A 16,323-nucleotide genomic window follows, 5' to 3' on the forward strand; every position below is an offset into this window, starting at 1 on the left:
CTTGTTCGATGTCATGTCGTCGTCGATTCTTCCTGCCCGAACACTCGGGCAACAGAGTCCCACAACGACTGGACCACTACAGGGGGCTCACCTCAAGTGGGGCAAAGGCACTCGATTGGAGCAGCGCATGGATCGCTTCTTCGATCGTCTCAGCGACATGTTCGACCGGTAGCGGAGGGGACAGGAAACTCGGTCGCGACGTGTCGGGCCTGCCCGCTACCGTCCGCGGGTGGACTTCTTCACCGCCGATCTGCACCTCGCGCATCCGAAGCTGGCGGGCTTGCGCGGGTTCGACACCGTGGCCGCGCACGATGCCGCGGTGATGGCGCCGCTGTACCGGCTCGATCCGACACAGGACACGCTGTGGGTGCTCGGTGACGTTTGTGCCGGCGGTGTGGCGTCCATGGAATCGGCTCTGGCGCAGCTGAGCACGCTGCGGGTACCGATGCACCTCGTGACCGGCAATCACGATCCGGTGCATCCGATGTACCGGGGCGCACAGAAGCATTTCGCCGCCTACGCCGCGGTGTTCGCGAGCGTGCAGCAGGTGGCGCGGACGAAGGTGGGTGGAGAGGGCGTGATGCTCAGCCACTTCCCGTACGTCGACGTTCTGGACAGGTTGTCGCGCAAGAACTTCGATCAGTACCAGTTGCCGAACCTGGGGATGTGGTTGATCCACGGACACACCCACTCCGATGAGCCACGGTCGGGAAAGCGGTCGATCTGCGTGTCGCTGGAGGCGTGGGATCGGCGGCCGGCATCGGCTGAGGAGATCGCCGTGGAGATGCAGCGCTGACGCCGAGTCTGCGTTAGCTGGGTGTCACGATCTCGCCGCGCGGCGGCAGCTGGGCGTCTTGGAGCGCCTGGTCGACTTGCGCGAGCAACTCGCTCTCGCTGAGGCCCTCGACCTCCTCGTCGTGGAGGTAGCCGGCATCAAGGGCGCTGCCGTCGGGGTATTCGAGGTAGATCAAGACCGAGCCGTCGTCGAGTTCGTCCAAGACGTAGGTCGTGCCGGCGTACTCCGGGTCGTCGCTGACGACCGCATACGTGGCTCGCGCGGAATCTGGCATATCGAGAAGTCTGCCCCACTCCGACTGCTGCTCCACGCGGAAATTTCCGACGATTTCATGCCTGTGGAGTAGCGTTCCTGCTCATGCGCACAACCTCGGCCGGCGGTCTCAGGAGACCGCGGTAGCCCTGCCCCGCAGTGGATCTGCGGACTCGGTGGGGCTGCCCCAGTTCCGAGGATCCGCATGTCTCGTACCGACGCTCACGCTCCCTTCGCCGTCCGCCTGCTTCGGGGTGAAGTAGCCCATCACCCAGTGCACCTCTGCGGTGGTGATCCGGCGCTCTGCTCCCTTCCCGATCTGGAAGCCGGCTGGACCACCGGTCCCGGCCCTTGCCGATGGGAGTGGACCTTCACCGGCCACAAATGGTGCTCGTGCTGGATGTGCCACTGGCGCAGTGGTCGTCAGCCTCGCCGGTCGGGACGGGGCGCCCGTCGGAGTCGACTGCGTGGAGTTGCCCGCTCGTGGAACGGCGGAGACGAGGAGGCGGCACTCGGGATGTGACCGCCGCAGTTCACCGGTGTTCGAGGACGCTGTCGAAGAGCGCGTCCTCCAGGTTTTCTGGATCGAGCGTGGTGTGCCGGAACCGCAACGTCTGCCCGATCTCCGGGCGACGGGTCTTACCACCCAAGGTGCAGTGCCTCCGGATGGTCTGGCCACCTTCCACCTCGGCGGACACGGTGAGCCGGTAGTAGTACGAGTCGTCGTCAGAGTTGCGCACCTTGGCGATCTCCGTGATCCCTCCTTCGGAGACATGCGCTTTCGTGAACGACGCGCGGTACCGCTTGTGGCTGCAGAAGATGGCACCGATGATGCCCGCGGGGATTATTCCGAAGACCGACGCCAGGCCCAGGCCCTGCAGCCAACCGAGTTCACGGGGGCCGGTGACATCAAAGAAGATCGGGAGGAAGGCGCAGAGCACCCCGATCCCCGCCAGAACCAGACAGGCGATCGCGCCGACGCCCCACCAGCGGTAGGCCCGGCCGGGCGGCGTCGACGGGTGCTCGTGAACGCTCACAACCTGCTCACCGCCATCCGGCCCTCCTCGCTGCTGCCTCCGAAACCACCATATCCAGCGATCGGACATTAGAGGTTCAGCTGCTGGACACGCGACGCTCCGGGGTATTTCAGTCGGGGAGGCCGGGGGGAGTCACTTCTCGCGGGCTTGCTCCGCATGCAGCGCCTTCAGGCGCCGCTGCTCGGCCAGCACGTTCTGGTAGCTCTCGCGTTCCGCGACGAGCCACTCCGGCTTCTCCTCGAGTAGTTGATCGATCTGCTCGGTGGTGAGTGCATCTCCGACACCGCCACGCGCGAGACCGGCGATCGAAATACCGAGCTTGGCCGCGACGAGGTTCTTCGGGTGCGGCCCGTTCTTGCGCAGGTCCTTGAGCCACTGCGGAGGGTCCTCCTGCAGCGCGGCCAGCTCGGCGCGGGTGATCGCGTTCTCCTGGAAATCGGCAGGGGTGGCCGGCAGATACACGTCCAGTTTCTTCGCCGCCGTGGCGGGTTTCATGGACTGCGCGTTCGGCCTGCTCATGCAATGAGCGTATCGGTAACCTGAGGCGGTGACCTCGCAGTCCCTGACCCTCGGGTATGTCCCCGGCGGGACGCCCGCGAAGTGGGCGCGGATCTGGGCGGAGCGCCACCCGGGGGTTCCGCTGCAGTTGTGTGCCCTCACCGCGGCAGACGCGGCCTCTGCGGTGCGGGACGGCACCGTCGACGTCGCGTTGCTCCGGCTGCCGGGCGACACGTCGGGGCTTGCCCTCATTCCCCTCTACGAAGAGACGACGGTGGCGGTGGTGCCGACCGATCACCTTCTGACCGCCGCCGATGAGATCACCGCTGCCGACCTCGACGGCGAGGCGACGTTGTTGCCACTCGACGACGTCCTCGGGTGGGAAGGAGCCCCGGGTGTTCCGGCTGATCACCGACCCGAGACCACCAAGGATGCGATAGAACTCGTCGCCGCCGGGATGGGAGCACTCATCGTTCCGCAGTCCCTGGCGCGCCTGTACCACCGCAAGGACCTCACGTACCGGCCGATCGCGGACGCGCCCAGTTGCCCTGTGGCGCTGGGTTTCCCGGAAGGTCCGCAACCGGAACTGGTTGAGGAGTTCATCGGGATCGTGCGGGGCCGCAAACCCAGCTCGTCGCGGGGGCAATCCCAGCCGGCGCCAAAACGCACCGCCCGGGAGAAGACCCTCGCCAAGCAGGCCGCCCGCGCCGCTGCGGGCAAGGTCGCCCGCAAGCCGGACTCGGCCAAGCGCGGCCGACGCTGACGGGGTGGGAATTGCGAGCCGGCGCACACGGTTCGTGCACATATGACAACTAACGGTGACGTTGCGTCGTTCGGTCCCAACGCGCCCGGATACGTCTGGAAGTCGACGGCTGAGGTCGAACCGATCGAAGTCTTTCCCGGAATCACCGTCCAACCGCTCTGGAAGGGGGCCAACGGCGCCAAGGCGGCCGTCACCACCATCGCGCCGGGAGCGGTCTGGGCGGGCGAAGATCTGCATGACCCCGGTCCCGAAGAGGTCTACGTGGTCTCCGGAGTGTTCAACGACGGCGTCAACGACTACGCCGCGGGCACATTCCTGCACGCCCCGGCCGGGTCGTGGCATGTACCGCAATCCGCCGAGGGTTGTGTGCTGTTCCTGTTCTATCCAGAAGGTTAGAGATCGGTAGAGCGTGGCCGTGCGCCGCGGCCGTACGTGATGTCGGCGCGCTCGGGGTCCCATTGATTGCGGAAGACGACATCGGACAGGGGCCGACGCCGAACCGGCCCATGCTTGCCTCGTGGCCAGCCCACCACGATGTGTCCGGCGAGGAACCACTCGTCGGGGATGCCGATCGATTCGCGCAAGACCTTGTCGCCGTCGTAGGAGGCCCAGCTGGTGATGCATGCGCCCAATCCCTGGGCACGTGCTGCGAGGTAGAAGTTCTGCATGGCGGGGTAGATCGAGCCGCCCTGTAAGAACTCCGACGAGAACTCGTTCTTAAAGGCCGCGAACAACACCGAGGTGTATTCACCGGCTCGATCGTGCAACTCGTAGGTGGCGCGGTTGTTTCGCGCCGCTCGGCTCTGATCGTCCTCGGTGGGTCGGGACATGCCGTAGATCGATTCGATTGACTGCAAAGCGATCTGGGCTGCTTCGGCCACCGCGGCGCGCTGTTCGGGTGCATCGAGGATGATAAAACGCCATAACTGGGCGTTGGCGCCGTTGGGCGCCCACGTGGCGGCCCGCAGACAGCGGTTGAGCGTCTCATCGTCGACAGGCTCGTCGGTGAATCGTCGAATCGATCGGGCGGTGGACAGCGCTTCCCAGACATTGTCGGTCGGATCAGGCACCCAATTGGTGTACTTGATCCGGCCGACGAATGTCGAGACCTTCTCTGCCGGCGGACGTGCGGCTAGGTGTGCTGCGGGCTCTGCGCCTTCTTGTACAGCGACTTGAGCAGCAGGTCACGGAAGGTGTGGTTGTCCAACGCCTTCAGGCCCGCACCGGCGACCGCAGGCATCCCGGCTAGCTTGTTGAAGAAGCGGCCACGGCGGTACTCGCGCCCCCACTTCGCGCGCATCCGCTGCTCATAGTTCGTGAAGTCGTCGGGCCCGCCGTTGGTGAGCGCGGCGATCGCGCACTCGCCTGCGGTCAGACCGGACTCGAGGGCCTTGGAGATACCGGCACCGGACACCGGCTTGCCGGCGCCCAGCGAGTCCCCGACGAACAGCACGCCCGGACGCCACGGCGGCCACGCGGTGAAGCCCATGGGCAATCGCCAGGCCCGCACACTCTTGTTCTTCTTGAGTTCCTCGATCGGCGGCAGTTCCCATTCGGCGGGCAGGGTCCGCAGGAAGTCGCCGAGGAACTGGGTGGCGTTGATCGACTGCCAGTTCTTGTAGCTGTTCACATAACCCAGGCCGATGTTGAACCGGCCGCCGCCCATCGGGAAGACCCAGCCGTAGCCGGGCAGCTGATCACCTTGGAACAACAGCTTGAGGTAGATCTCGAACGCGTCGGAGTCGGGACGGTTGGCGTGCATCTCCGACCGGATCGCGATGGCCGAGTAGCCGTTGTACTCCGAGTCGATCTTCAGGGCCCGCTTGATGGGGGAGTAGGCACCGTCGGCCGCGATCACTGCATCGCCGTAGACCTTCTCACCGCTCTTGAGCACCACGCCGACCACGCGGCCCTTGGCGTCGAATTCGGGCCCGGAAACCTCGGCGCCCTGGCGGACCTCGGCGCCCGTCGACTCGGCGTGCTTGAGAAGCAGCGTGTCGAGTTCGGTGCGGCTCACCGTGTGGCCGTGGTCGGGCATGCCAGGGCGGCGCGGGAAGGACAGTTCCCACTCGCTGGGGCTGAATACGGTCACCTTGTTGACCCGATGGAATTTGGCCACCTCGTCGGCCAGACCCATCTTCTGCAGATAGCTCACCGCCCGGGCAGTGAGCCCATCGCCACACGGCTTGTCGCGGGGGAACTCCGCTTTGTCGAGGACCAGCACCTTCGCGCCGGTCTGAGCGGCCTGCCACGCCGCGGCCGACCCTGATGGGCCGCCACCTGCTATGACCAGGTCGTATCGCTGCGTCATGAGCCTCGTCTCATCGGTTGACTGTGGCTGCGATAGTACCCAAGCCGGCTGTCGGTGGCGTGACGGGCGAACGCCCGGGTCAAACGGCAAAACCGCGTGTTGTAGGGCGGTCTGGGCAGGTCAGCGCTATCAGGACAGGTACAGTGATCGCGTGCGGCGAACGTCGAGATCACATTCCAGCGATGGCCCGGGCGTCAAGGTTGACGCCCGTAGCGAGCGCTGGCGTGAGCACCGTAAGAAGGTGCGGTCGGAGATCGTCGACGCCTCGTTCCGGGCGATCGACCGGTTGGGACCTGAGGTCAGCCTGCGGGAGATCGCCGAAGAGGCCGGCACTGCCAAGCCCAAGATCTACCGTCATTTCGCCGACAAATCGGATCTGTTCCAGGCCATCGGCGAGCGACTGCGCGACATGCTGTGGTCAGCGATCTTCCCGGCAATCAACCTCGGTGCCGACCCGGCCCGCGAGGTTATCCGGCGCAGCGTCGAGCAGTACGTGTTGCTGGTCGACGAGCACCCCAATGTGTTGCGGTTCCTGATCCAGGGCCGGTTCGCCGAACAGAGCGAATCGACCATGCGCGCACTCAACGAGGGCCGCGGCATCACCCTGGCGATGGCCGACATGTTCTCCAACGAACTGCGCGAGATGGAGCTGGACGGGGCCGCGATCGAACTGGCGGCATTCGCCACGTTCGGTGCGTGCGCGTCGGCCACGGACTGGTGGCTGGGCACCGATGAGGACAGCCCGCGCCGGATGCCGGCCGAGGAGTTCGTCAACCACCTGACCACCATCATGGTCGGTTCCATCAACGGCACCTGCGAATTGCTCGGCATCTGGATCGACCCGGACCTGCCGCTGCATGAAGGTGTGCAGCGTCGCCAGCACGCCAGCTGATCGCCTCGTTGACAGCTGACTCCCACGTCCGGAGACTGGGAAATATCCGGTACCGCCGTTCCCAGAAAAGGACCTGAGCTATGACGGCTGCCCAACCCTCACAGGGTCAGCAACCCATCCACACCCGCGCCCTGATCATCGGCAGCGGGTTCTCGGGCATGGGGATGGCGATCGAACTGCAACGCCGAGGCGTCGACTTCCTCGTCCTGGAGAAGGCCGACGAGTTCGGTGGGACATGGCGCGACAACACCTACCCCGGGTGTGCGTGCGACATCCCGTCGCACATGTACTCGTTCTCCTTCGAGCCGAAGGCGGACTGGAGCCACATGTGGTCCTTCCAGCCCGAGATTCAGGAGTACCTGCTGGGCGTGGCCAACAAGTACGGGCTGCGCCGCTACACCCGGTTCAACACCCATGTGGACCGCGCGCACTGGGACGAAGAGGAACTGCGCTGGCACGTGTTCAGCGACACCGGCCAGGAGTTCGTCTCCCAGTTCCTGGTGTCCGGGGCCGGCGGCCTGCACATCCCGCAGATCCCCGACATCGAGGGGCGCGAGGATTTCGCCGGAGCGGCTTTCCATTCCGCGGAGTGGGACCACAGCGTCGACCTCACCGGCAAGCGGGTCGCAGTGATCGGCACCGGCGCCAGCGCCATCCAGATCGTGCCCGAGATCGTCAACGACGTCGCCGAGCTGCACCTCTACCAGCGCACCCCGGCGTGGGTGATGCCGCGGGTGAACAACAAGTTCCCGCAATGGATTCGGCGCGTGTTCAGCTATGTTCCCGGCACCCGTGCGGCCATGCGTGCCGCCATCTACTGGATCCACGAGGGCGTCGGCTTCGCCATGACTCAGCAACCACGGCTGCTCAAGATCGGCGAGGCGATGGGCCGCTACAACATCAACCGCAGCATCAAGGACCCGGAACTGCGCCGCAAGCTCACCCCGAGCTACCGCGCCGGGTGTAAGCGAATCCTCAACTCCGACAAGTACTACCGAGGGATCGCCAACCCCAAGGCCCAGGTGATCACCGAGGCGATCACTCGGATGACGCCGACCGGCATCGTCACCGCCGACGGCGTCGAGCATCCGGCGGATGTGGTCGTGTGGGCCACCGGCTTCCACGTCACCGATTCCTACACCTACGTCGACATCAAGGGCGCCGGCGGTGAGGATCTGGTGGACCGTTGGAACCGCGAGGGGATGTCAGCCCACCGCGGCATCGCGGTGTCCGGTATGCCGAACCTGTTCTTCCTGCTCGGGCCGAACACCGCACTGGGCCACAACTCGGTGGTGTTCATGATCGAGTCGCAGATCCGCTACGTCGGCCAGGCGATCGCCGCCGTCGACCACGCCGGGGCCGCCGCGCTGTCGCCCAGCCCGCGCGCCCAGGCGGAGTTCAATGCCGAGCTGCAGCGCGATCTGGCCGACACCGTGTTCAATACCGGAGGTTGCCGGAGCTGGTACATGGACGCTCACGGAGTCAATCGGACCCTGTGGAGCGGCATGACCTGGCAGTACTGGCTGGCAACGCGCAAGCTGGACCCGGCGGAGTTCGATTTCATCCACGAGGCGCGCGACACGAAGACACAAGGTGTTGCGGTCACCGCGGGTAGCTGACCCCAGGGGTAGTGTCGTGGGTGCCGTCCGGCAAACAAAACAACCTGGTGAAATGGGGTTCTGGTGAGCGAAGGCATGAAGCTGATCGACCGTGTCTCAGCGATCAACTGGAACCGTCTCCAGGATGAGAAGGACGCCGAAGTCTGGGATCGGCTCACCGGTAATTTCTGGTTGCCGGAGAAGGTGCCGGTGTCCAACGACATCCCGTCCTGGGGCACCCTCACCGCGCACGAGAAGCAGCTCACCATGCGGGTGTTCACCGGCCTGACGCTGCTGGACACCATCCAGGGCACCGTCGGCGCCGTCAGCTTGATCCCCGATGCGCTGACACCGCACGAGGAAGCCGTCTACACCAACATCGCCTTCATGGAGTCGGTGCACGCCCGCAGCTACTCCAACATCTTCTCCACGTTGTGCTCGACGGCCGAGATCGACGACGCGTTCCGCTGGTCGGAGGAAAACCCGAACCTGCAGCGCAAGGCCGAGATCGTCATGCAGTACTACAAGGGTGACGAACCGCTGAAGCGCAAGGTGGCTTCCACGCTGCTGGAGAGCTTCCTGTTCTACTCGGGCTTCTACCTGCCGATGTACTGGTCGAGCCGGGCCAAGCTGACCAACACCGCCGACATGATCCGGCTGATCATCCGCGACGAGGCCGTGCACGGCTACTACATCGGCTACAAGTACCAGCGCGGGCTGGCTCTGCTGGACGAGGAAAAGCGTACGGAGCTCAAGGATTACACCTACGAGCTGCTCTTCGAGCTCTACGACAACGAGGTCGAATACACCCAGGATCTCTATGACGAGGTCGGGCTGACCGAGGACGTCAAGAAGTTCCTGCGCTACAACGCCAACAAGGCGCTGATGAACCTCGGCTACGAGGCACTGTTCCCCAAGGACGAGACCGACGTGAACCCGGCGATCCTGTCCGCGCTGTCACCGAACGCCGACGAGAACCACGACTTCTTCTCGGGCTCCGGCTCCTCGTATGTGATCGGCAAGGCCGTCAACACCGAAGATGAGGACTGGGACTTCTAAAGCCACTGATCAGGGCGGTATTATCGGCTGAGGGCCACGGCCCCCGGTACGTGAAGCTGGGCCGCTCTGTCCGGTACCGCTGGGCTGTCCTACAAATGGATCGACGAGAACCGGCAGACCGGTGGCGTCCCGTGATCGGGCACCCCAACACTTCCCAGAAGGTGCCGAGATCTCCGACGGCGCGCAGGACTTCGACGAGGCCGTCGTGAAGACGGTCAAGGTCGCGCCGCTCGGCAAGTATTCGTTTGAGACCCTGCAGCCGACCGAAGCGCTACCCGCAGTCTGCTGGGCGTGCCGGTAACCGTCTCCTCGGCCATGCACCGGCGGCATCCTGGTGATCGACCGGTCGGCCATCGTGGCCGCAGTCGGTGCAGTCTGGCCGGCCCGGCTTATGTGGTGCGGTGTTGCTGCCCTGAGACGTGGTCGCTGCGCACTGCAACACTGCGCGCCCGCAAACGGTGGGTCTGGTTGACGATAAAGGGTTTTCGCCAGGCCCACCGCCACACCACATCTCCGTCCCCAATGGGAGAGGGTCCCCGTAGCCCCGCCCCGTCCCGGTCATGGCCTACATAGCGCCTGCCCGCCTGTAGGAATTTCAGGCCCCACGGGTAAAACAGCCGTTCACCAGCGCGCGCCCCGCAATACGAGGGGTCTAGAGGCACCCGCACGGGGCCTTAATGGTGCTCGCGATGGCCCTTGACGGTTCGCCCTTAGCTGAGATTCGCAACAAGCTCACAGAACCGCTCGCCTGCAGGTAGGTTGCCTAGCGCGGGGATTAGCTGCTGCCGAGGGGGTTGGATGTCATTCCTACAAACTGTTCGGCGCGGGTTGGTTGCAATGCTCGCATTGCTCGCCTGCTCGCTGGTGTTCTCCGCTCCAGCTTCAGCGGACGAACGCTGCACCAACCAGATCGACTACGCGGGCGATCCCAGATCCAACGCCGAGATCAACGGCATTGGCGCTTCGACGGGTCATTGTCCCGCGCCGATCAATGAGAGCACGGGCACCAATGGCAAGTTCACCAGCATCCAGCAGTTCGGCGACGCCTACTCAGGTGCTGTCTGCAATGAGCTGGCCGCAGACCCGCAGCGGCACACGATCTGGGCCATGGTGTCGGTGTGGATGACGCAGACCAACCTCAATTACGGCCAACTGCAAAAGGGCATCGGCTACGCCATCGCCAACTACTGCCCCCAATACAACGGCATCTACCAGTCGTATCGGAGTTACTACCCATGACAGTCAGCCTTCGCTGCACCCTGCTCGCCGTTGGTGGCGCTCTCGCGACTTCCCTCGTAGTGCTGGCCCCGTCAGCAGCCGCCCTGCCGCCGGGCTGCGACTGGAACACCGATGCGGGCACCCAGGCGTGCATGGGCGGTGGCCCCTTTGACGCGGGCAAGAACGGCAATGGCGACACCTACGGGCCGTCAGGTGAAGCTGGATTTATATACGACACCAAGCTGGTGTTGCCTTCAGTTCGAAAACTCAGCGATGCGCACCTTCTCAAGATCGGCCATCAGGTCTGCGAAAATCGCCGACGCGGTCATTCAGAGGACGCCGTGAAGGAAGCTTTCGCAGCCGCCTTCAAGAAGATTGGCCTCGACCCGTCTGATGCCGGGTACATGGTGATCGACGCCGAGATGTACCTCTGCCCGAACCTGTAGCGTGCGCGGGACTGAGAGCCTCCAGCACCCCTACGGCGGCACAACATATGACAGCGACCCCAACCAGAGCACCGGCCACGAACCACACCAGCAGGGACACGTCTGCCTCCTCACCGAGGCCGGTCAGTGGGCCTCTACAAGTGAGTAAGAATCGCGGCGTGGATCACAGGCTGTGTCGGACCGCCGCTTTAGCATCGGCCTCGTGGACGTCGCCATGCTGCAACGCACCATTCCCACCGTGGTCTTGGCCGGAGGTTCGCTTTGGGCTGCCGTGCACTATGGGCGCAGGTCGGTCCATGAGGCCAAGAGCGCCAACCCTTTTGGCCCGTGAGGCTCACACTCCGGCCGGTGAGCGGTCACTCGCAAGTGGCAGGGAGGCAGGCAGACGTGTGACAACGCTGGCTTGTTCTACTTGATGAACGTCGGTGAAGATCCGGCCCACGACGTATCGGCAGGCAAGAGTTTCTGCAGGTAATCGCTATATTCGATCCCCCGACCAGGTGGCTGCGCAGAACCACGACTTCTTCTCGGGCTCCGGTTCCTCGTATGTGATCGGCAAGGCAGTCAACACTGAAGACGAGGACTGGGACTTCTAGCTAGTTGGCGTACGGGTTGCGGCCCTCGCCGGTGTTGAGCAGCAGTGGGTTGTTCACGTCGAGGACATAGCTGCCGCCGGGGCTAAGAACGAACCCGGCCCCGTCAAAGGAGTTGCTGCACACCGTCACCGTGCCGTCGGTCCCGCAGGTCACGTTGCGGAAGCTGATGCGCGATCCGGGCAGCAACCGGTTGGGCAACCCGTCGAACACGAACAGCGGCCGGTTGTCGTTCATGAACGTCGGTGGTCCCTGTTGTGCGCCGGTCACCGCGTTGGCCCCGTCCGGTGCTGCGGGCAGGGGGCCGCTGCAGCCGTATTTGCCTGATCCGCGGCCGATCGCGCACGCGATGTCGCCGGGTACCGCGAAGGCGTAGTACTCGCCGTTGTGCATCGCGAAGTCTGACGGCTTCACCGGCGTCAGCGCGTTGAGATTGAGTGGCGGCGGGGGAGGAGGCGGCGGTGGATCTGCTGCGGCCACCCCAGGGACGCTGAGGCCGGCGCCGATTGCAGCGCTTACCAGGGCCACCAGCATTCTCATGCTCATCAGGTCACCTTAAGTCGTCGCGTCCTGGCATGCAGTTCCGTCCGACGTATCACTCCCGGCAGGATGTGTGAACCCAGTCGCCTGCTCCAATTGACCCACCCATCCTGCGGCCGGGTCAGGACGTCGACTGCGTGGTCCTCGCCAATCCAGACCGCGCACTGCAGCTTGCTGGCGCGAGATCCAAGTCGCTGAGATAACCCGCGAAACCTTCGATAACGTGGGGCTGCAACCGGATATGGTGCTGAGATGACTGCGGCAATGCCACCTGGGTGGTACGACGATCCGGATGGTTCGCCTGGCTCACAACGTCGTTGGGACGGCCAGAACTGGACGTCCGAGTGCCGAAGGAAGACCACCAACGTTCCGCCGTATGCGCCGCCACCCGCCCAGATGTCGTATCCGCCTCTGCCGCAGGAGCAGCCGCAGTATGCGCAACCTGTCGGGCAGCCACAATATTCGCAACACTATCCGCCACCGCCACCGGACCAATATGGGAATGTGGCATCACCGTCCAACCTCTTCTCGATCATTGCCTTTGTGTGCGCGGGTGTTTCAGTGCTCTTCTGCCCGATCTTGTTCGGGCCTGCCGGCCTTATCCTCGGAGCCGTCGGCCTGACGAAGAAGGAACGCTTTGCGCCGATCGCCATCGCCGCGTCCGCCGGCTGCATGATCGCCGGAATGGTGCTCGGAGTGGCTGTATGGAGTTCCTAGTCGGACGTTAGATGGGCGGCTGCGCGAGGCCGTGGCGTCCGCCGGGCTGTTTCGGCAGGTGGCGGTGGTCCCACCTGACGCCCACTCAGCATCCCTCCAGTGAGCTGACAGCTGGCGCTGATATCAAGAGAGCTGATGCACCAGCTCATTGCGCAGATCTCGCTGATCCACGGCTGGTTCCCGGTTGTCGTTCAGCTGATCGCTGCGCTGCTGCTGGGAGCCGCCGTGGGCTGGCGCACGCCGCGATGGCGCACCCGGTTGTTGCCCGCACTGGTGCTCGCGGCGGCAGTGCTGGCGGGTCTGACGTATTGGTACATCGACTCGATCGGAGTGGCAGGCAACGCCGGACCACCTGAACTTTGGGTCTGGATCGCATTGACCGCCCTGGCATTCGGTGTCGCGGTGGTGGGTTGGATGAGTGCGCGATGGTGGCGCCGTACCGCATCGGTGGTGGCGATCGGGGCCTGCGGGCTGGCCTGCGCACTCACCCTCAATATCTGGGTCGGATACTTCCCGACGGTGGACGGCATGTGGAAGCAGCTCACCTCGAGCCCACTGCCGGGACAGACCGACCGCCTGACCGTGACGAAGATGCAACTGGCGCACTTCCGGCCACCCAGCGGTGTTCTGGTGCCGGTGACCATCGACTCGCAGACTTCGGGGTTCAGCCACCGCACCGAACTCGTCTACCTCCCACCGGCGTGGTTCGCCAGCACCCCGCCGCCGCAGCTTCCGACAATCATGATGATCGGCTCGCAACTGAACACCCCGGCCGATTGGTTGCGCGCAGGCAACGTGCTGGGCATCCTCGACGGATTCGCGGCAGCCCACGGCGGCAACGCTCCGGTGTTCGTGTTCGTCGACGCCACCGGCTCATTCGCCAACGACACCGAATGCGTCAACGGAACCCGGGGCAACGCCGCCGATCACCTGACCAAGGACGTGGTCCCGTACCTGATCTCGAACTTCGGCGTGCGTGCCGATCGTGACGGGTGGGGGATCGCAGGCTGGTCGATGGGTGGCACCTGCGCGGTGGATCTCACCCTGATGCACCCCGACATGTTCCGGTCGTTCATCGACATCGCCGGTGACCTACGTCCGAACGCGGGGGACAAGGCGCAGACCATCAGCAGGCTGTTCGGCGGAGATGCCGACGCCTGGGCGGCTTACGATCCGGTCACCATCATGCAGAAACACGGTCCGTACTCCGATGTGACGGCGTGGTTCGAGGTGCCGATCTCGCAGCGTGGGACCACTCGCGATCCCACAGCCAATCCCGAGGCCCAGGACGTCGCCGCGAGCACACTGTGCAATGCGGCCCGCGCCCAAGCGATCACGTGCTCGGTGCAGACCGCGCCGGGTCGCCATGACTGGGCGTTCGCGGCCAACGCTCTCGGCGCCTCACTGCCGTGGCTGGCCGGTCAGCTGAACACCCCGGGCGTGGAAGAGACTCAGCTGCCGGCGTCGACGCTCGGGCCGCAACCCACGAACGTCCAGGCCGCCCCGCGTTGAGAATCTCCGGGTGAGCAGATCTACCGGCCCCGGGCGGGCTGGGCAGCCGTCGACGCCGACGAGGACGGCAGGGTCGACGGACGCTCGGTGATCGTCGAATTCCGCCCGCCCACACGGTAACTGGCACCGCGGTGTTCCTCGGCCAGACGGTCGCCGTTGCCCAGTAGCTTGTTGCGCAGGGTGCCCGGGGCATATTCCGTCTGGTAGGCGCCGCGCGCGGTGAGTTCGGGTACGACATGGTCGATGAATTCGGCGAACGACCCCGGTGTGATCGCATACGCCAGGTTGAAGCCGTCGACGTCGGTCTCCTCGACCCACTCCTGCAGGGTGTCGGCGACATGCACGCCCGACCCGACGATGCGCGGTCCCATGCCGCCGATCTCACCCCATTCGGCGATATCGCGGACGTTCCACTCGCCACCCTTGTCCGATGCAGACTGAAATGCCTTGACCGCGGACAGGATTGCGTTGGAATCGACATTGCCGATCGGCTCGTCGAGGCCGTAGCGGGCCAGGTCCACGCCCATCCACCCGGACATGAACACCAGTGCGCCCTCGGGATCGCCGTAGGCCAGATACTCGGCATGCCTGGCGTGGGCTTCCTCGTCGGTCTCGCCGGTGATGATGGTGGTGAGGTTGAAGATCTTGGCCGAGTACGGGTCTCGGCCGGCCAACTCGAGCTCGGCCCGGATCGTGGATACCGTCTCCCGCAGAAGCGCTTTGGTGGGGGCAGCGGTGAAGATGGCTTCGGCGTTCTCGGCGGCGAAGCGGACGCCGCGCGGCGAGGAGCCGGCCTGGTAGATGACCGGGGTTCGCTGCAGCGACGGTTCGGCCAGATGGACCCCCGGAACGCTGAAATGTGTTCCGGAGTGGCCGATGTGATGCACCTTGGCCGGGTCGGTGAAGACGCCGCGTTCAGCGTCGCGCACCACCGCGCCGTCCTCCCAGGAGCCCTCCCACAGCTTGTAGAGGACTTCGAGGTACTCGTCGGCGTGGTCGTAGCGCGCATCGTGCGCCGGTTGATCGGTCTGGCCCATATTGCGCGCCGCAGCAGGAAGATATCCGGTGACGACATTCCACCCGACCCGACCGTTGGTCAGGTGATCCAGGGTCGACATCCGTCGGGCAAAGGGATACGGATGTTCGAATCCAGTTCCGGTGGTGATGCCGAAGCCCAGGTTCTCGGTCACGAGTGCCATCGCCGACACCAGCAGCATCGGGTCGCCCACCGGGATCTGCGCGGCCTGGCGGATCGCCGCTTCATCACTGGCCCCGTACACGTCGTACGTACCTAGCACGTCGGCGATGAACAGGCCGTCAAAACGCCCGCGCTCCAACAACTTCGCCAATTCGGTCCAGTAGGTGATGTCCTTGTAGCGCCAGGACTGATCCTCCGGATGGCGCCACAGTCCCGGGGACTGATGGGCGACGCAGTTCATGTCGAAGGCGTTGAAACGGATCACACGAGTCACTGTGCCGAGGATGCCCGGGCGCCGGGAGTCAGTCACCGGTTGCGCTCAGCGGGATTGTTTTTGGTGGTGAATCACGAATGAATGCCCTGCCAACTGTCGGCGCGTCCAGTGGTGGGTTGGCCGGGCAGCCGCGAAACTTACCGGGTGTCAACCAAGTCGCTGCTGATCTCGGTTCTGAACTGGCTGCGTGCCGGCTACCCCGAAGGGGTCCCGGGCACCGACCGGGTGCCGTTGCTCGCGCTGCTGCGGGCCACCCCGCTCACCGAAGAGCAGGTGGCAGAGGTGGTGCGCAACCTCGCTGAGGCCTCGGCGCCTGCCGACATCGACCATCCCATCGACCGCGACGACATCGCGGAATTCATCGCCGAAGTCACCGACCACGACGCCGGCCCGGAGAACATCGCGCGGGTGGCGGCAAAACTGGCCGCCGCGGGCTGGCCGCTGGCCGGTGTCGAGCTGCAGTCCGGCGCCGATCACGACTCAGAAGCCGGATAACGCACAACGCCGCGGATCGCAGTCACCAGGTGGCTGTTGCATTTTCTGTGCGGCTGATGATTCCCCTGGCATGTCGTTGGATGTGGCAGGGGATTTGTCGTGTCTGGTGGTGCTCTAGGTGGCC

Annotated in this window: 19 protein-coding genes and 1 pseudogene; 13 read left to right on the forward strand and 7 right to left on the reverse strand. The window is 64.8% G+C overall.

Going from position 1 to position 16,323, the window contains the following annotated elements; all coding sequences use genetic code 11:
• Positions 1–229 precede the first annotated feature (229 nt).
• Positions 230–796, forward strand: coding sequence for a metallophosphoesterase family protein (locus AB0876_RS33915; protein ID WP_526044205.1), 567 nt, complete (start codon positions 230–232; stop codon positions 794–796).
• Positions 797–809: 13 nt separating this feature from the next.
• Here AB0876_RS33915 and AB0876_RS33920 read toward each other — a convergent pair whose 3' ends face one another.
• From AB0876_RS33920 to AB0876_RS33930, 3 genes are all read right to left on the reverse strand, one after another.
• The gene (locus tag AB0876_RS33920) at positions 810–1,070 is read right to left on the reverse strand and encodes a hypothetical protein (RefSeq protein WP_526044206.1); all 261 of its coding nucleotides are present in this window, start codon (positions 1,068–1,070) and stop codon (positions 810–812) included.
• A 511-nt stretch (positions 1,071–1,581) separates the two neighbouring features.
• Positions 1,582–2,085 carry an ABC transporter permease gene (locus AB0876_RS33925; RefSeq protein ID WP_526044207.1) on the reverse strand — a complete coding sequence of 168 codons (504 nt, stop codon included), beginning with the start codon at positions 2,083–2,085 and terminating at the stop codon, positions 1,582–1,584.
• A gap of 132 nt (positions 2,086–2,217) precedes the next feature.
• Complete coding sequence (locus AB0876_RS33930; RefSeq protein ID WP_526044208.1) at positions 2,218–2,604, reverse strand: DUF5997 family protein; 387 nt, start codon at positions 2,602–2,604, stop codon at positions 2,218–2,220.
• 28 nt (positions 2,605–2,632) lie between these two features.
• Here AB0876_RS33930 and AB0876_RS33935 point away from each other — a divergent pair, with 28 nt between their 5' ends.
• Entirely contained in the window at positions 2,633–3,346 is a 714-nt protein-coding gene (locus AB0876_RS33935) for a LysR family substrate-binding domain-containing protein (RefSeq protein ID WP_491838531.1), read from the forward strand.
• Positions 3,347–3,388: 42 nt separating this feature from the next.
• Positions 3,389–3,742, forward strand: a complete 354-nt coding sequence (locus AB0876_RS33940; RefSeq protein WP_526044209.1) for a cupin domain-containing protein — start codon at positions 3,389–3,391, stop codon at positions 3,740–3,742.
• Here the strand turns inward: AB0876_RS33940 and AB0876_RS33945 are convergent.
• Both AB0876_RS33945 and AB0876_RS33950 read right to left on the reverse strand, forming a co-directional pair.
• Complete coding sequence (locus tag AB0876_RS33945; protein WP_491838533.1) at positions 3,739–4,416, reverse strand: nitroreductase family protein; 678 nt, start codon at positions 4,414–4,416, stop codon at positions 3,739–3,741. The genes AB0876_RS33940 and AB0876_RS33945 overlap by 4 nt on opposite strands.
• Before the next feature lie 62 nt (positions 4,417–4,478).
• The gene (locus tag AB0876_RS33950) at positions 4,479–5,657 is read right to left on the reverse strand and encodes a geranylgeranyl reductase family protein (protein ID WP_526044210.1); all 1,179 of its coding nucleotides are present in this window, start codon (positions 5,655–5,657) and stop codon (positions 4,479–4,481) included.
• A gap of 151 nt (positions 5,658–5,808) precedes the next feature.
• Here AB0876_RS33950 and AB0876_RS33955 point away from each other — a divergent pair, with 151 nt between their 5' ends.
• The 7 genes and pseudogenes from AB0876_RS33955 to AB0876_RS33985 form a co-directional block, all read left to right on the forward strand.
• Entirely contained in the window at positions 5,809–6,549 is a 741-nt protein-coding gene (locus tag AB0876_RS33955) for a TetR/AcrR family transcriptional regulator (protein ID WP_039318236.1), read from the forward strand.
• A gap of 80 nt (positions 6,550–6,629) precedes the next feature.
• Positions 6,630–8,168 (forward strand): flavin-containing monooxygenase, encoded by a 1,539-nt coding sequence (locus AB0876_RS33960; protein WP_526044211.1) that lies wholly within the window; start codon positions 6,630–6,632, stop codon positions 8,166–8,168.
• 75 nt (positions 8,169–8,243) lie between these two features.
• A complete protein-coding gene (gene nrdF, locus AB0876_RS33965) occupies positions 8,244–9,206 on the forward strand; it encodes a class 1b ribonucleoside-diphosphate reductase subunit beta (RefSeq protein WP_055119916.1) in 963 nt (320 codons plus the stop codon).
• A gap of 121 nt (positions 9,207–9,327) precedes the next feature.
• Positions 9,328–9,507, forward strand: coding sequence for a hypothetical protein (locus AB0876_RS33970; protein ID WP_526044212.1), 180 nt, complete (start codon positions 9,328–9,330; stop codon positions 9,505–9,507).
• Between the two features lie 536 nt (positions 9,508–10,043).
• Positions 10,044–10,445, forward strand: a complete 402-nt coding sequence (locus AB0876_RS33975; protein ID WP_526044213.1) for a hypothetical protein — start codon at positions 10,044–10,046, stop codon at positions 10,443–10,445.
• On the forward strand, positions 10,442–10,870 hold the full coding sequence (locus tag AB0876_RS33980) for a DUF732 domain-containing protein (protein WP_526044214.1): 429 nt from the start codon (positions 10,442–10,444) through the stop codon (positions 10,868–10,870). Before AB0876_RS33975 ends, AB0876_RS33980 begins: the two co-directional genes overlap by 4 nt.
• A 503-nt stretch (positions 10,871–11,373) precedes the next feature.
• Positions 11,374–11,466 (forward strand): annotated as a pseudogene (locus AB0876_RS33985) (hypothetical protein); the annotation flags it as partial.
• Here the strand turns inward: AB0876_RS33985 and AB0876_RS33990 are convergent.
• Positions 11,467–12,009, reverse strand: a complete 543-nt coding sequence (locus tag AB0876_RS33990) for a hypothetical protein (protein WP_526044215.1) — start codon at positions 12,007–12,009, stop codon at positions 11,467–11,469.
• A gap of 246 nt (positions 12,010–12,255) precedes the next feature.
• Here AB0876_RS33990 and AB0876_RS33995 point away from each other — a divergent pair, with 246 nt between their 5' ends.
• Positions 12,256–12,720, forward strand: coding sequence for a DUF2510 domain-containing protein (locus AB0876_RS33995; protein WP_526044216.1), 465 nt, complete (start codon positions 12,256–12,258; stop codon positions 12,718–12,720).
• A 135-nt stretch (positions 12,721–12,855) separates the two neighbouring features.
• A complete protein-coding gene (locus AB0876_RS34000) occupies positions 12,856–14,232 on the forward strand; it encodes an alpha/beta hydrolase (protein ID WP_491838552.1) in 1,377 nt (458 codons plus the stop codon).
• Between the two features lie 20 nt (positions 14,233–14,252).
• On the opposite strand, the gene AB0876_RS34005 is transcribed toward AB0876_RS34000, so the two are convergent.
• On the reverse strand, positions 14,253–15,704 hold the full coding sequence (locus AB0876_RS34005; RefSeq protein WP_526044217.1) for an LLM class flavin-dependent oxidoreductase: 1,452 nt from the start codon (positions 15,702–15,704) through the stop codon (positions 14,253–14,255).
• A gap of 144 nt (positions 15,705–15,848) precedes the next feature.
• Between AB0876_RS34005 and AB0876_RS34010 the strand changes: the two genes are divergently transcribed.
• On the forward strand, positions 15,849–16,199 hold the full coding sequence (locus AB0876_RS34010) for a DUF3349 domain-containing protein (RefSeq protein ID WP_463790208.1): 351 nt from the start codon (positions 15,849–15,851) through the stop codon (positions 16,197–16,199).
• The last annotated feature ends 124 nt before the right edge of the window (positions 16,200–16,323 follow it).

Source organism: Mycobacterium sp. NPDC049093 (genome assembly GCF_040704635.1).
In the GTDB taxonomy this organism is placed as follows: Bacteria; Actinomycetota; Actinomycetes; order Mycobacteriales; family Mycobacteriaceae; genus Mycobacterium.

Bases quoted from the DNA above. Each gene is read 5' to 3' on its own strand.
- AB0876_RS33920 (WP_526044206.1), bottom strand. From the start codon at position 1,070: ATGCCAGATTCCGCGCGAGCCACGTATGCGGTCGTCAGCGACGACCCG.
- AB0876_RS33930 (WP_526044208.1), bottom strand. From the start codon at position 2,604: ATGAGCAGGCCGAACGCGCAGTCCATGAAACCCGCCACGGCGGCGAAG.
- AB0876_RS33940 (WP_526044209.1), top strand. From the start codon at position 3,389: ATGACAACTAACGGTGACGTTGCGTCGTTCGGTCCCAACGCGCCCGGA.
- AB0876_RS33950 (WP_526044210.1), bottom strand. From the start codon at position 5,657: ATGACGCAGCGATACGACCTGGTCATAGCAGGTGGCGGCCCATCAGGG.
- AB0876_RS33960 (WP_526044211.1), top strand. From the start codon at position 6,630: ATGACGGCTGCCCAACCCTCACAGGGTCAGCAACCCATCCACACCCGC.
- nrdF (WP_055119916.1), top strand. From the start codon at position 8,244: ATGAAGCTGATCGACCGTGTCTCAGCGATCAACTGGAACCGTCTCCAG.
- AB0876_RS33975 (WP_526044213.1), top strand. From the start codon at position 10,044: ATGCTCGCATTGCTCGCCTGCTCGCTGGTGTTCTCCGCTCCAGCTTCA.
- AB0876_RS33980 (WP_526044214.1), top strand. From the start codon at position 10,442: ATGACAGTCAGCCTTCGCTGCACCCTGCTCGCCGTTGGTGGCGCTCTC.
- AB0876_RS33990 (WP_526044215.1), bottom strand. From the start codon at position 12,009: ATGAGCATGAGAATGCTGGTGGCCCTGGTAAGCGCTGCAATCGGCGCC.
- AB0876_RS33995 (WP_526044216.1), top strand. From the start codon at position 12,256: ATGACTGCGGCAATGCCACCTGGGTGGTACGACGATCCGGATGGTTCG.
- AB0876_RS34000 (WP_491838552.1), top strand. From the start codon at position 12,856: ATGCACCAGCTCATTGCGCAGATCTCGCTGATCCACGGCTGGTTCCCG.